We start from the raw sequence: 14,873 nt of genomic DNA, 5'->3' as shown, positions 1-14,873 counted from the left end.
CTCTCCAATAAAGTTAGTTTGTCTAGCATCTAAAATAAAAATTGACGTTTCACGTTGTTTGTTTCGTTTAGTTTTCAAAGTTCAACATCGCGTTTCAGCGACTTTTATAATTTAACATTTTGCGTTAAATCTGTCAACAACTTTTTTCTTTCGTTCCTGACGACGCTTATTAATTTACCATATTAATCATTAACAAGTCAACACTTTTTAAAAAAATGCCAAAATAAATTTATCTTGGCATGATATAAAGCTTAATAACCACTAATGCAGCAACACCGGGTAAACCTAATAAACTCGTGATTGTTGCGGTGCCCAAGTTAATTGGAATATGAAAATCAAAATACGTTCCTACAACATTTACGATAAAAAGTAATGCTACTCCCAAAGTAACATGAAAGAGCGCTTTTCCTATAAAACGTAACGGCTTAGAAGAAACACCAAAAACAAGGAAAATAAAAACTAACGCAAGAATACCAACAATAATAATTGTAGAATTCATTTTTTCCTCCTTATGAATGACCTATACACATTTATTTGTATGGGACAAGACGATAAAAAAGAACGTTTATTATATAACTCCAGTCGTTTCATCTTATTTACCTTGATTCGGCTACACATTCTTCACAAAAAAACATTAATCGATCTTTCCAAACGAAGTGACTACTACATATTTAACGAATAAAATAAAAAGGCTCTGCTTTTTCAGCAGAACCTTTTACCATTGTTCCATCTTCACAGGACGACGTTTTGCTTCTTTTAGCAAGAAGAAATATTTCGCCTCTGCTATTTTCAAAGAACAAAGTACATCTTGAGATGGTTCAACACTTTGTTCAACCATTCTCTTTTGACGTAACCATTCATTCTTCACTTTTTCTAATAGTACAATTAGCTTATCATCATACTCTTTACGCAATTTACCCTTTTTTTGAAAGAACATTTTTGTTTCTCCTCTTATACTTCTCTACGACCTTCTAATGCTTTCGACAGTGTCACTTCATCTGCATATTCTAAATCTCCACCAACTGGCAGACCGTGTGCAATACGAGTTACTTTAATACCTGTCGGTTTTAAGAGGCGGGATATATACATCGCTGTAGCTTCCCCTTCAATATTAGGATTTGTTGCTAATATTACTTCTTGTACTGTTTCATCGTGTAGTCGCTTTAGGAGTTGCGGGATATTAATGTCTTCTGGTCCAATTCCCTCCATTGGAGAGATAGCACCACGTAACACATGATATACGCCTTGATACTCTTTCATCTTTTCCATCGCGATTACATCTTTCGGTTCTTGCACGACACAAACAACTGATTGATCTCGATGTGAATCATTACAAATATAACAAGGGTCACGGTCAGTAATATGCCCGCATACAGAACAATATGCTAAGTCTCGCTTCGCATTTACAAGTGCTTTTGCAAAACCTAACACATCATCTTCTTTCATATCTAATACGAAAAACGCCAATCGAACCGCTGTTTTCGGTCCGATTCCTGGCAATTTCATAAAACTATCAATTAGTTTTGATATTGGTTCTGGATAATGCATATATCAATATCCTCCTAGAACATTCCACCCGGTAAGTTTAAGCCTTTTGTAAATTTACCCATTGTAGAGTTTGAAAGTTCATCAGCTTTTTTAAGTGCATCGTTTGTTGCAGCTAACACTAAGTCTTGTAACATTTCGATATCTTCTGGATCTACAACTTCTTCTTTCACTTTTACTTCAAGAATTTGCTTATGACCATTTGCAATAACTGTGATCATACCGCCGCCAGCTGTACCTTCAACTGTTTTTTCACCAAGTTCTTCTTGCGCCTTTGCCATTTCCTTTTGCATCTTTTGCATTTGTTTCATCATATTATTCATATTTCCCATTCCGCCACGCATCATAATTAATTCCTCCTAATTATCATTACTCTTTTATTTCAATGAGTTCTTGCCCTACTAATTTTACAGCCTCTTCTATAAGAGGATCTTCTTTTTTCTCTGGGCTTTCTTCAGAACTTCCACCTTCACGCTGTAAAAAATCTTCACGGATTTTACCCCATTCACTTTTTGGAATGGCAATCATATTTAATCTTTTACTTAGCAATTCAAATAAAGTTTGTTCCACTGTATCCATAGCCTCTCGATTTTCGCTTGCCATTTTACAGTGAATCTCATATTGGAACGCTAAAACGTAAGTATCATCTGAAGCCGCTACCGGTTCGCTATTTTCTAACAAAACAGCAAACGCTACTTTGTTGTATGCTTTGAGTCTTCCTAACAACTCTCCCCATACAGCTTTTAATTGCTCTAAATCTTGACGCTTCGCTTGCTTTAATACTTCATTTACGCGTCCGACAGGTATCTTCATACTTCCTGTCCGTACTGGCTTTGGTGCTGCACGCGTCTCTCTGACTTCCTGCTGCACACCGGCCGGCACACCATTCTTTTTGACTTGTTCTAACTCTTTCTCCAATTGCTGCATCCTGTTCATAATTGCTTGTAAACGATCTGCACCATTTGCTTGCATCATAAACTGTTGACACAGTTGTACCATAACAACTTCTAAGAAAATTCGCGGATGATTTGTCCACTTCATTTCCTGTTGTGCTTTACTAAGAGTATGAATGATCTCATAGATTACTTCCGGTTGCATTTCTTCACTTAACGTCCGGAATTGCTCATCTACCATTACTCGTTCCAACATATGTTCCAATTGTGGTGAAGTTTGATATAAAAGCATATCACGATAATAGTAAATGAAATCTTCCATAAAGCGAACTGGATCTTTCCCTTTACCCATCATCTCATCTATGATACGTAATGCTCTTGATACATCATTTTCACGTATACATTCTACTAAGTTTCCTAAGTATTGCTGAGAAACAGACCCTGTTACAGCTAATACATCTTCTGTCGTAACGGTCTCATCACTATAAGATATTGCCTGATCAATAAGACTGAGCGCATCACGCATACCACCTTCAGCGGCACGTGCAACAATTTGTAACGCCTCATCTTCTACTTGCGTACCTTCATTGTTCACAACTGTCGATAATCTCTCAACAATATCATTTACTGATATCTTTCGAAATTCGAAACGTTGGCAACGCGAAATAATTGTAGGCGGTATCTTATGCGGTTCTGTTGTCGCCAAAATAAAGATAACATGTCCTGGAGGTTCTTCTAACGTTTTTAAAAGCGCATTGAAGGCACCCATGGAAAGCATATGAACTTCATCAATAATGTATACTTTATATTCTACAGCACTTGGAGCATATTTTACTTTATCTCTAATATCTCGAATTTCATCTACACCGTTATTTGAAGCCGCATCAATTTCTAATACATCGGAAATAGATCCTTGTGTAATCCCCAAACAAGAAGGACATTCATTACAAGGTTCAGCTACCGGAGCATGTTCACAGTTAATTGCTTTTGCAAACACTTTTGCAATTGTCGTTTTCCCTGTTCCCCTCGGCCCAGAAAATAAATAAGCATGTGAAACTTTCTCTTGAAGAAGGGCATTTTGCAACGTTTTTGTCACGTGCTTTTGACCGACTACATCTTCAAACTTTTGCGGTCTCCATGTTCGGTATAACGCTTGGTATGACACGAAAATACGGCCTCCCTCAAAGGTTATTATCTCATTTATTATAACCCATTCTGTTTATAGATTCCAAAAGTTATTTTCTATACAAAAAACCCACCTTAGTATTAAGGTGGGTTTTGTATACATATATAACTGCCGTGCACCTTCTGTCGATTACGTACCATAAGCGTTACTTAAGCAGTTAGCTCGGTTCAGGCACTCCTGCGGCACACGAGAAGACCCGCTTATTGCTGCTTCCTTCCGGACCTGACAAGGTTCACGGGGTCCCGTTGCGCAGGACCCAAACGTCAACACCACTTACTTAAGGCAGACCTTACAGCAACATAACCTCGAGAAGGGATTCGGCCTCGCTAGAGCGGATTGCGAGTATAGGGCACCGCTACCTCCCCGCTTAGCACGGCAAAGTTAAAACCAATATTCGGTTGCCTTCATTAAAGGCACTATCAGTATAACTTGTTTTTTTATAAAATGCAAATACGTTAATTCTCTTTACTTTTCTCTAATTTCTTAATCGCTTTTCTTTTTTTACGAAGCGCTCTAAAAAAGTTCGTTAACAGCGTACCGCACTCTTCTTCTAATACACCAGCTACTACCTCGCATTGATGATTAAAGCGTTCATCCGTTAACAGATTCATCAATGTCCCTGCACATCCACCTTTCGGATCACTCGCACCATATACAACTCGCTTTACTCGTGATAAAACAATTCCACCCGCACACATCGGACAAGGCTCTAATGTTACATATAACGTCGCATCTTCTAAACGCCATGTCCCTAATTTTTTGCACGCCTCATCAATAGCTAACAACTCAGCGTGAGCTATCGATCTTTGCTCAGTCTCCCTTAAATTATGAGCAACACTAATTACTTCACCATCCAACACTATAACTGCCCCAATCGGTACTTCCTGTATTGCCTCTGCTTTTTTAGCCTCTTCTATTGCTAACTGCATAAAATAAATATCTTGATCACGTTCCATAACATAGTCCTTTCATTACAAATAAAGTACACTTATTTCCATTTACTACACATGGGATAACTTTTATAAATTCAATCCACCCTAAGAAAAAAGAGAGGGGATTACATATGAAGAATACTGCCTTACTCATTATCGATATGATTAATGACTTTCAATTTTCACACGGGCCTATCCTAGCCAAAAAATGCGAAATTATAACCAATCCTATTTTACAATTAAAGAAAACAATGAAATCCTTCGGTTGCCCCATCATTTATATTAATGACCATTATCAACTTTGGAGGTCTGATATTGACCAATTGATTACTCATTGTACAAATGAGTATAGTGAAAATATCATTCATCAGATCGCTCCAAATGCTGATGATTACATTTTTATTAAACCACATTACTCTGCTTTTTATGAAACACCTTTAAATTCTTTATTAGGCTATTTAAAAATAGAAAATCTAATATTAACAGGTGTTGCCGGGAATATATGTATCCTCTTTACAGCTAACGATGCTCATATGAGGAATTATACATTGTATGTACCACAGGACTGTATTGCATCTAATGATGATCAGGATAACCTGCATGCTTTAAAAATAATGGAAGCCACATTAAAAGCAAATATAGTACCGTCGTTTCAAATAAAATTTAATTAATACATATATCTATTTTCCAACTTTTTATATCAAATTAACCCGCTCGCTTCCCTCTTGTGCTACAATAATTCTGTTTTGTGTTTTTAGTAGTCACGGTAAATCACTGATTGAAAGGAGGAAACAGCGTGACCGGAGTACCATTTATCACGGTTGAAGGACCAATTGGTGTTGGAAAAACTTCACTTGCGAAGGAAATTTCAACTCACATGCAACTCCACTTACTGAAAGAGATTGTTGATGAAAACCCCTTTTTAGGAAAGTTCTATGAAGACATCGACGAATGGAGTTTTCAAACAGAGATGTTCTTTCTTTGTAATAGATACAAACAATTAGAAGATATTAACATAAAGTATTTGAATCAAAGGAAGCCAGTAGTAGCGGATTATCATATATTCAAAAATGTAATTTTTGCATCCCGTACATTAAAAGATTCTCAATACGACAAGTACATGCAAATCTATCGTATCCTTACACAAGATATGCCAGTTCCAAACGTTATCGTTTATTTAACAGCTAGCCTCGAAACATTACAAAAGCGAATCGCAATGCGCGGAAGAGAATTCGAAAAAAATATGGATCCAAATTACTTACTACAGCTCACAAAAGATTACGAAACAGCAATGGATGCTTTTAAAAAGGACCATCCGGATATCCCAGTATTGAAATTTAACGGAGACGATATGGATTTTGTAAAAAATCCTGATGATTTAAACGTCATCCTATCTGCCCTTCAAAATACTCTCTTAAAGGAGTCGAAATAATAATGAATTTAAGGCAAAAATATGATATACCAAATGACGCAGTAATCACTATCGCTGGAACAGTAGGTGTCGGTAAATCCACTATGACAACTGCATTGGCTAACGCTTTAGGGTACCGCACATCATTTGAAAAGGTAGATTCTAATCCGTATTTGGACAAGTTCTATGCTGATTTCACACGCTGGAGCTTTCACTTACAAGTGTATTTTTTAGCAGAACGGTTTAAAGAACAAAAAAGAATTTTTGAATACGGTGGCGGTTTTGTTCAAGATCGCTCTATCTATGAAGACACTGGCATTTTTGCAAAAATGCATCACGAAAAAGGTACAATGACGGAAACTGATTATGAAACATATAAAGGTTTATTTGACGCTATGGTCATGACTCCTTACTTCCCTCATCCAGATTTATTAATTTACTTAGAAGGTTCTTTCGACGATATTGTTGATCGTATCCAAGAACGTGGACGTCCGATGGAACAGCAAACACCAATCGAGTATTGGAAAGAGATGCATGGGCGTTATGAAAACTGGATTAACAACTTTAATTCATGCCCTGTTTTACGATTAAACATTAATGAATACGATATTTTAAAAGATGGCGATTCCATTGAACCAATCATAAAAAAAATCGGTCATTTTTTAAAACAAACACGTAAACTTGTAAAATAAAAAACCCGTGCATATGCACGGGTTTTTCTATTAAATTACTTTTTCTTTGTTGGAGCAATAATTTCACTCTCAGGTTTTCCAGCGTTAATGCGCTGACGAACAGTACTTGTACTAATATCGTACGCCTCAGCAATCTCTTTAACAGTCATTTCTTTCCCGTTAATTACTGCTGTTAATACTTTACCTGTACGTTTTGGAGCTGCTTCTTTCTTTACAGCTTCTTTTTTAACTTTTTTTGGTGCCTCTACTTTTGTTGCAGTTTGCTTTACATCACAAGTGCAACCACAAAGTTTACGGAATGTATCATCGCTAATAATGCGTGATACATTTGCACCACTGTTTAAAATTCTATTGTTCTTACAGACAGGACATTGTACATAATATAAAGTTTTTCCATCTAAAGGAAACGTTTGTATAATAAGATCCATGTTGACTCCTTTCATATCTATGAAGATAATCATCGGAATATGAGTGTGTAATAAGGACAAAATCGCCTTACACCATACTTTATGATTGGTTTTAAAATAAAAACTCGTTACGTGTGGTAACGAGTTCTCCAATCTCCACTTATATGCGCTGTTGTCAATTATATCTGGAGGAGGTAGAGGGATTCGAACCCCCGCGCGACTCTCGCCGCCTGTCGGTTTTCAAGACCGATCCCTTCAGCCAGACTTGGGTATACCTCCATATTGACATCAAATATAATATCAAAAGAAAAACAGTTAGTCAACCCTACTAAAATAAATTATGAGGAAAGGAAAATTTTACTTTTCCTCTCCTATATTATAGTACTGACAACGCTCATAATTACCAATCACTCATACCGATGAATGTTTATAAATTTACTTAATAACTGTTTTTCCTCCCATATAAGGGCGAAGAACTTCTGGAATTATAATTGTACCATCTTCTTGTTGGTAGTTCTCTAAAATAGCTGCCACCGTACGTCCAATTGCAAGACCAGATCCATTTAATGTATGAACATGTTCTGGTTTGCCGTTTGGCTCACGACGGAAACGGATATTTGCACGTCTCGCTTGGAAAGCCTCGAAATTACTACAAGAAGAGATTTCACGATATGTGCCATAGCTTGGAATCCATACTTCAATATCGTATTTCTTCGCTGCCGTAAATCCTAAATCGCCTGTGCACATGCTCATAACGCGATATGGCAACTCTAATAATTGTAACACGCGTTCTGCATCATTTGTTAGTTTTTCTAACTCTTCATAAGAATCTTCTGGTTTTACGAACTTCACAAGCTCTACTTTATTGAACTGGTGCTGACGAATTAAACCACGTGTATCACGGCCAGCTGAACCTGCTTCAGAACGGAAACAAGAGCTAAATGCAGCATATCTTATAGGCAATTGATCTTTATTTAAGATCTCATCACGGTGCATATTTGTTACAGGTACTTCAGCTGTTGGAATTAAGAAGTAGTCTTCACTTTCAATACGGAATGCATCTTCTTCAAACTTCGGAAGTTGTCCTGTCCCTGTCATGCTTGCACGATTTACCATATAAGGAGGTAATACTTCTTCATATCCATGCTCATCAGTATGAAGATCAAGCATAAAGCTAATTAAAGCACGCTCTAATCTTGCGCCAGCACCTTTGTAGAATACGAAACGGCTTCCTGTTACTTTTCCAGCACGTTCAAAATCTAGAATTCCTAAATCTGTAGCAAGATCCCAATGTGGTTTTGGTTCAAAAGCAAATTCCTTTACTTCTCCCCAAGTGCGAGCTACTACATTATCATCCTCTGTTTCACCAACTGGAGCAGATTCGTGAGGAATATTTGGAATAGATAGCATCAATCTTTCTAGATCTTCTTCAACTGTACGAAGTTCATTATCAAGATCTTTTACTTTTTCTCCAACTTCACGCATTTCTAAAATTAGAGCTTCTGCATCTTTCTTTTCGCGCTTCAATACAGAGATTTGTTGAGATACTTCGTTACGTTTACTTTTTAGTTCCTCTGTTTGAACAAGTAGTTCTCTTCTTCTCGTATCCAACTCTTCAAAGCGACCAAAATCAGTTAAATCTTCGCCTCTATGCTGTAACTTTGCTTTTACTTCTTCAAAATTTGTACGTAAAAATTTAATATCAAGCATTATATACTCCTCCTTTTATTTTACAAAACACAAAAAACTCCCGTCCCTATATAAAGGGACGGGAGTTAACCCGCGTTGCCACCCTAGTTGAAAGCATTACCGCCTTCCTCTCAAGTAGAAATAACGGCTCTTCACCGGGAATGTTTACTAATCATAAAGATATTCCACATTCCATTCCAGGATGGATTCACAAACTGTTTCTATCGATTTCCACCAACCATCGACTCTCTATAAGAAACGACATTTGTTACTACTTCCTATCAACACGCTTATTTTATAAAATTGTTACCATCAATTTACTATAATCTTATACAAGTTGCAAGTTACTTATACAACTTTTTTCATTTTCGCTTCTTTTACCATTTCTACAAAGTATGCTGTTACACGATGATCATCCGTTAATTCCGGATGGAAAGAAGCAGCTAAAAACGACCCTTGCCTTACAGCCACCATTCGATCACCATGTGTAGAAAGCACTTCAACATCATCTGCTACATTTACAACATACGGAGCACGAATAAATACGCCAACAAAATCTTCTCCCACACCTTTAATAGAAAGTGCAGCTTCAAAGCTATCTTTTTGACGTCCAAACGCGTTGCGCTCAACTGTAATATCCATAGCACCAATATGTGCTTCTTCATAGCCAATAAGTGTTTTTGCAAGAAGAATCATTCCTGCACATGTACCAAACATTGGTTTACCAGACTTCGCGAATGTACGAAGTGGCTCCATGAAAGCATACTTATCAATAAGACGGCGCATAGTTGTACTTTCACCGCCTGGTAAAATAAGACCATCAATCTCTTCAAGTTGTTCTATACGCTTTACAATAACAGCTTCTGCACCACTTGCTTCAACTGATTTTACATGTTCACGAACTGCACCTTGAAGACCTAGTACACCGATTTTCACCATTTTAAAGTTCTCCTTCAATTACCATCCACGCTCTTGCATGCGTTGCTCTGGTAGTAACGTTGAAATTTCGATACCTTTCATCGCATTACCTAATCCTTTAGAAAGGCTTGCAATTAATTCGTAATCCTCATAATGAGTTGTCGCTTCAACAATTGCACGCGCAAATTTCGCTGGATTCTCTGATTTAAAGATACCAGATCCAACAAATACACCATCCGCACCAAGTTGCATCATTAACGCTGCATCTGCTGGTGTTGCTACACCACCTGCTGCAAAGTTTACAACCGGCAAACGACCAAGGCGTTTAATTTCAAGTAGTACTTCATAAGGAGCACCAGTATTTTTTGCATATGTCATTAACTCATCTTCACGTAGACTTGCAACTTGACGGATTTCTGCATTGACTTGACGCATATGACGCACTGCCTCTACAATGTTTCCTGTTCCTGGTTCACCTTTTGTACGAAGCATAGATGCACCTTCTGCAATACGACGTGCAGCTTCTCCGATATCACGGCAACCACATACAAATGGAACTGTGTAATCACGTTTATTTAAATGGTATACTTCATCGGCAGGAGTTAATACTTCACTCTCATCGATATAGTCTACCCCTAATGATTCTAATACACGTGCTTCTACAAGGTGACCGATACGGCATTTTGCCATAACCGGAATTGACACAGCACCCATAACTTCTTCAACAATTGTTGGGTCTGCCATACGAGAAACGCCACCTGCTGCACGAATATCTGCTGGTACACGCTCTAATGCCATAACGGCAACTGCGCCTGCCTCTTCTGCAATTTTTGCTTGTTCAGCGTTAATTACGTCCATAATAACGCCGCCTTTTTGCATTTCTGCCATTCCACGTTTTACACGTTCTGTCCCTGTTACATTTGTCATGTTACAAAAACCCCCCTAGGTGAATTGCTTTTCCCCGTTAAAGGCGAAAATTAAGAATACTCTTACATTCTACCACTAACTATCAGATGCTTGTCTACTACTTTTTCATAAAGTCGGTATGAAAAATAGGAATAAGAAAAAGCCCCTACAATGAGGAGCTTTTAAAACCAACCTTTTACTGTATCAACAGCACTATTCCATATACCGCTAAAGAAAGAACCAATTCCGCGCATAGCACGAGTAAACCAGTTTGCTTCTTCTACTTCAGCTGTTGTTACAAGATCCACTTGCAACGACTTACCAGTTAAAAATCCAGGATCGTTTGTATCTTTTGGCGTAATGACCATTTGACCAAGCGCAGCTCCCTTTTTAATAGGTGCCTCTTGTCCCTTACTTGATTCTTTTAATTCTGTTTTATAAACATCTTTACTTCCTTTTGGTACTGGAAGTGAAATGGCTTGTTTCGTTTGAACTGCTACATCTTTATCTTTCGCATTTTCTACTCGTACTGTTTCTTGTCCTTTTACTGAAGAACCTTTTTTATACATTTGTTTCATTTCAAAGTTAGCAAATCCATAATCATATAGCTTCTTTGTTTCATCAAAACGTGCTGTATGAGAACTTGTTTTAATCACTACAGAAATAAAACGCATACCGTTTCTTTCAACCGTACCAGTGAAACAATCTCCCGCTTCTGGAGTTGAGCCTGTTTTTAGGCCATCTACGCCATCATATTCTTTAACTAAGCCCTTTAACATCCAGTTCCAGTTCGACATTGCAAACTTCTCTTTTTCTGGACGAAATTCTTTTTTCGGGATTTTTGCTGTATCTAACACTTTTGGATAATCTTTAATTAAATGTTGTGCTAAAGTTGCAACATCCTTTGCAGACATTTTATTTTCTTCATCCGCTGTTGTTCCTTCTGGATGCATTCCCTTTAAATCTTTATTCGTTAAACCTGTAGAATTGACAAATTTATAATTTTTCAACCCTAGTTCTTTCGATTTATCATTCATCATTTTTACGAAATCTACTTCTTTACCTGCAATTGCTTCTGCTAATGCAATCGTTGCACCATTTGCAGAGAAGATTGCCATTGCCTCGTATAACTCTTTTACTGTATAAGAGCCGCCATTTTCTAATGCCACATTTGATAATGAAGCATCCTGTGAAACTTTATACGCATATTCAGAAACCTTAATTTTCTGATCCCACTTAAGCTTTCCTTTATCCACTGCTTCGTGAACTAAATACTCACTCATCATCTTCGTCATACTAGCAATGGATAATAATTCATCTGCATTCTTTTGATATACAATTTTTCCAGAATTCGCTTCAACTAAAATTGCCGCACCTGCTTCAATATTTAAAGCGGCTCCTGTTTCAGCTGATGCATTGCTATATGGTAACAACATACTACAAGCTAGTGTAAGCATTGTTACTAGTGCAATGAATCTTTTGCAAAACATACCTTTCACTTTTGCTACCCCCAATATCTATGTACTCACATAACCGTTATTCTAACATAATCAAAAAAAAATAGACAGAGATATAAAATCTCCGTCTATTTATATATAAGACATTATAATGAGTAGTTTGGAGCCTCTTTTGTAATTTGTACGTGATGAGGATGACTTTCAAGTAAACCAGCACCTGACATACGAACAAATTGTGCATTCTCACGTAAGAATTCTAAATCTTGTGCTCCGCAATATCCCATACCCGCACGTAATCCACCGACTAATTGATGAACCGTATCTGCTAAAGGTCCTTTATATGGTACTCGTCCTTCAATACCTTCTGGAACAAGTTTTTTATTTCCTTCTTGGAAATAACGATCTTTACTTCCTTTTTCCATCGCTCCGACAGAACCCATACCACGATATACTTTAAATTGGCGACCTTGATAAATTTCAGTTTCACCAGGACTTTCAGCAACACCAGCAAACATACTACCTAGCATAACAACATGTGCTCCTGCTGCTAAAGCTTTAACCATATCACCAGAGTACTTAATACCACCGTCAGCGATAACTGGGATACCGTGTTTACGAGCTTCTGTTGCACAATCATAAACCGCTGTTAATTGTGGTACACCAACCCCAGCTACAACACGTGTTGTACAGATAGAGCCTGGTCCAATACCAACTTTAACTACGTTTGCACCTGCTTCAATTAATGCTCTTGTTGCTTCAGCAGTAGCAACATTTCCAGCGATAATATTTAATGATGGATACTTTGCACGAACTTCTTTTACTTTATCAATAACGCCTTGAGAATGTCCATGAGCTGTATCAAGTACGATTGCATCTACGCTAGCTTTTACTAATGCGTCAATGCGAGTCATAGCATCAGCCGTTACACCAACCGCTGCTCCAACTAATAAGCGCCCTTGCTTATCCTTCGCAGAATTTGGGAATTCAATTACTTTTTCAATATCTTTTATTGTAATAAGCCCTTGTAATACACCGTTGTTATCAACAAGAGGGAGTTTTTCAATTTTATACTTTTGTAGGATCTTTTCAGCCTCATCTAGCGTTGTACCAACTGGAGCTGTAATTAGCTGTTCTTTTGTCATTACGTCGGAAATTTTGATTGAGTAGTCTTGGATAAAACGCATATCACGGTTTGTAATAATACCAACTAATTTTCGCTCGTCTAAATTATTTACAACCGGTACACCTGAGATACGATATTTCCCCATAAGGTGCTCTGCATCATACACTTGATGTTCTGGAGTTAAAAAGAAAGGATCTGAAATAACACCACTTTCAGAACGTTTTACTTTATCAACCTGCTCGGCTTGTTGTTCAATAGACATATTTTTATGAATAATTCCTAAACCGCCTTGACGAGCCATTGCAATAGCCATATCCGCTTCTGTTACTGTATCCATTCCTGCACTAATTAACGGGATGTTTAACTGTAAGCTTTCAGATAAAACTGTTTTAACACTTACTTCTCTTGGTAGTACATCTGACTTTGCTGGTACAAGTAATACGTCATCAAAAGTCAAACCTTCTTTAACAAATTTAGATTCCCACATAATTGTTCCCCCCATGATACCAGAAATTATTATTAGTAGCTTATCAATTGGTTAAAATACTGTCAAGGACGTATATATATGTTAGAATTTTTAGACAATAAAAGGAGCGTAATATATGCATCAAACACATTGTACTTGGCAGCAATTAAGTTTCTTCTTTTCATCTCAAAATGTACAACGTTATCTTGCCCGTTGTTATGAAAAATCCTCCATACAAAATGCTGAAAAAAAAAGTTTTGAAAATTGTTATCCCTTTATTTATTACTTAGAACATGGGAAAAATTATTATGAATTATATAAGGTAGCTCCCTTTTCAATTCAGCCAATGTTATTGTTTTATGGAATGAGCCAACTTTTTAAAGCATGCTTATTAACTATTGATCCGAACTATCCTGAATCCACTACTGTTTTAGCTCATGGTGTTACGACTCGTAAGCGGAAAAAACAGGGCTATCAATTTTTAGAAGATGAGGTAAAGGTACAAAAAAATGGATTATTTACTCATGTTGCAGAACAGCTGTTTCACATGAAACACTTAGAATCAGAGAAGTTTAACATGTTGGATTTAATGGGGAATATTCCTGAATTACAAAACTTATTTCGCTATAGTCAACGAGGTGCCACTTTGTATAAAATTGATTCAACAAATGCAAATGAACTTTCCTTTTCAGTCAATATACTAGATCGACTTCATATGACTTCAGAAAGATTTTCACGTTATATTGAATCAATTTGTAAGCACTTATCCGTGCAACATGTTACTGGGAAACCGAGCGCCTCCAATTTGCTTTTTACAGCTCCTATTCAATCGTGGAATCCTATATATAGTACGCCTTTATACTACGAATATCTCGCTGATACTTATTACTTACCACTTACAACTGACCCTAGAAATCCTAAACCCGTATTACCTGAACTTCTTGTTCACTATTTATTGCTCTACAATTTAAGTATGATTTCTAGATATGAAACAGATTGGTGGTATGATTTACTTGGAAGCTATGGCTCTGAAGATTACCCATTTATTTATCAATTTCTTACTATTTCGGCTCAAAAAATTCCTTACTACATTTCGAATTTTTTACTAGCAGAACCGAGCCTATTTCATGGGAAATAAAAAAAACACAAGTCAAAAGACTTGTGTTTTTAGTTGCTTGGCGACGTCCTACTCTCACAGGGACAAGGTCCCAACTACCATCGGCGCTAGAGAGCTTAACTTCCGTGTTC

The 14,873-nt window shown here is 37.1% G+C and carries 16 protein-coding genes, 1 tRNA gene, 1 other RNA gene and 1 other annotated feature; of the genes, 4 read left to right on the top strand and 14 right to left on the bottom strand.

What is annotated here, in order from left to right; genetic code table 11:
* Positions 1-229 precede the first annotated feature (229 nt).
* From MR079_RS24445 to tadA, 7 genes are all read right to left on the bottom strand, one after another.
* Positions 230-499: a pro-sigmaK processing inhibitor BofA family protein gene (locus MR079_RS24445; RefSeq protein WP_001089263.1), complete on the bottom strand. Its 270-nt coding sequence runs from the start codon at positions 497-499 to the stop codon at positions 230-232.
* A 216-nt stretch (positions 500-715) separates the two neighbouring features.
* Complete coding sequence (locus MR079_RS24440) at positions 716-937, bottom strand: YaaL family protein (protein ID WP_000466020.1); 222 nt, start codon at positions 935-937, stop codon at positions 716-718.
* Positions 938-951: 14 nt separating this feature from the next.
* Entirely contained in the window at positions 952-1,548 is a 597-nt protein-coding gene (gene recR / locus MR079_RS24435) for a recombination protein RecR (RefSeq protein WP_000559169.1), read from the bottom strand.
* Between the two features lie 14 nt (positions 1,549-1,562).
* A complete protein-coding gene (locus tag MR079_RS24430) occupies positions 1,563-1,889 on the bottom strand; it encodes a YbaB/EbfC family nucleoid-associated protein (protein ID WP_001996460.1) in 327 nt (108 codons plus the stop codon).
* A 25-nt stretch (positions 1,890-1,914) separates the two neighbouring features.
* Complete coding sequence (gene dnaX, locus MR079_RS24425) at positions 1,915-3,603, bottom strand: DNA polymerase III subunit gamma/tau (protein WP_000121557.1); 1,689 nt, start codon at positions 3,601-3,603, stop codon at positions 1,915-1,917.
* Between the two features lie 132 nt (positions 3,604-3,735).
* Positions 3,736-4,000: signal recognition particle sRNA large type (ffs, locus tag MR079_RS24420), an RNA gene on the bottom strand.
* A 79-nt stretch (positions 4,001-4,079) separates the two neighbouring features.
* Entirely contained in the window at positions 4,080-4,580 is a 501-nt protein-coding gene (tadA, locus tag MR079_RS24415; RefSeq protein ID WP_000439009.1) for a tRNA adenosine(34) deaminase TadA, read from the bottom strand.
* A 107-nt stretch (positions 4,581-4,687) separates the two neighbouring features.
* Between tadA and MR079_RS24410 the strand changes: the two genes are divergently transcribed.
* The 3 genes from MR079_RS24410 to MR079_RS24400 all read left to right on the top strand — a co-directional run bounded on the left by MR079_RS24410 (position 4,688) and on the right by MR079_RS24400 (position 6,659).
* Entirely contained in the window at positions 4,688-5,227 is a 540-nt protein-coding gene (locus tag MR079_RS24410) for a cysteine hydrolase family protein (protein ID WP_242294804.1), read from the top strand.
* Between the two features lie 125 nt (positions 5,228-5,352).
* On the top strand, positions 5,353-5,988 hold the full coding sequence (locus MR079_RS24405; RefSeq protein ID WP_000148224.1) for a deoxynucleoside kinase: 636 nt from the start codon (positions 5,353-5,355) through the stop codon (positions 5,986-5,988).
* Between the two features lie 2 nt (positions 5,989-5,990).
* The gene (locus MR079_RS24400; RefSeq protein WP_001053585.1) at positions 5,991-6,659 is read left to right on the top strand and encodes a deoxynucleoside kinase; all 669 of its coding nucleotides are present in this window, start codon (positions 5,991-5,993) and stop codon (positions 6,657-6,659) included.
* Positions 6,660-6,694: 35 nt separating this feature from the next.
* On the opposite strand, the gene MR079_RS24395 is transcribed toward MR079_RS24400, so the two are convergent.
* The 7 genes from MR079_RS24395 to guaB all read right to left on the bottom strand — a co-directional run bounded on the left by MR079_RS24395 (position 6,695) and on the right by guaB (position 13,646).
* Positions 6,695-7,087, bottom strand: a complete 393-nt coding sequence (locus tag MR079_RS24395) for a sigma factor-like helix-turn-helix DNA-binding protein (protein WP_000364200.1) — start codon at positions 7,085-7,087, stop codon at positions 6,695-6,697.
* 165 nt (positions 7,088-7,252) lie between these two features.
* Positions 7,253-7,345, bottom strand: a tRNA-Ser gene (locus tag MR079_RS24390).
* A gap of 156 nt (positions 7,346-7,501) precedes the next feature.
* The gene (gene serS, locus MR079_RS24385) at positions 7,502-8,776 is read right to left on the bottom strand and encodes a serine--tRNA ligase (RefSeq protein WP_000884180.1); all 1,275 of its coding nucleotides are present in this window, start codon (positions 8,774-8,776) and stop codon (positions 7,502-7,504) included.
* Between the two features lie 51 nt (positions 8,777-8,827).
* Positions 8,828-9,049, bottom strand: a binding site (T-box leader).
* 54 nt (positions 9,050-9,103) lie between these two features.
* The gene (gene pdxT, locus MR079_RS24380) at positions 9,104-9,694 is read right to left on the bottom strand and encodes a pyridoxal 5'-phosphate synthase glutaminase subunit PdxT (RefSeq protein WP_242294803.1); all 591 of its coding nucleotides are present in this window, start codon (positions 9,692-9,694) and stop codon (positions 9,104-9,106) included.
* Between the two features lie 18 nt (positions 9,695-9,712).
* Positions 9,713-10,600 carry a pyridoxal 5'-phosphate synthase lyase subunit PdxS gene (gene pdxS / locus MR079_RS24375; RefSeq protein ID WP_000186156.1) on the bottom strand — a complete coding sequence of 296 codons (888 nt, stop codon included), beginning with the start codon at positions 10,598-10,600 and terminating at the stop codon, positions 9,713-9,715.
* Positions 10,601-10,761: 161 nt separating this feature from the next.
* Entirely contained in the window at positions 10,762-12,069 is a 1,308-nt protein-coding gene (gene dacA, locus MR079_RS24370; RefSeq protein ID WP_012644137.1) for a D-alanyl-D-alanine carboxypeptidase DacA, read from the bottom strand.
* A gap of 113 nt (positions 12,070-12,182) precedes the next feature.
* Positions 12,183-13,646 (bottom strand): IMP dehydrogenase, encoded by a 1,464-nt coding sequence (gene guaB, locus MR079_RS24365; protein ID WP_000264079.1) that lies wholly within the window; start codon positions 13,644-13,646, stop codon positions 12,183-12,185.
* Positions 13,647-13,761: 115 nt separating this feature from the next.
* Here guaB and MR079_RS24360 point away from each other — a divergent pair, with 115 nt between their 5' ends.
* Positions 13,762-14,763: a YaaC family protein gene (locus MR079_RS24360; protein WP_139869837.1), complete on the top strand. Its 1,002-nt coding sequence runs from the start codon at positions 13,762-13,764 to the stop codon at positions 14,761-14,763.
* Positions 14,764-14,873 lie beyond the last annotated feature (110 nt).

It is taken from the genome of Bacillus cereus group sp. BfR-BA-01381, from assembly GCF_022663555.1.
Taxonomy (GTDB): domain Bacteria; phylum Bacillota; class Bacilli; order Bacillales; family Bacillaceae_G; genus Bacillus_A; species Bacillus_A pacificus.
The sequence above is the reverse complement of the archived record's forward strand: the minus strand, read 5'-3'. Positions and strand labels throughout refer to the sequence as shown.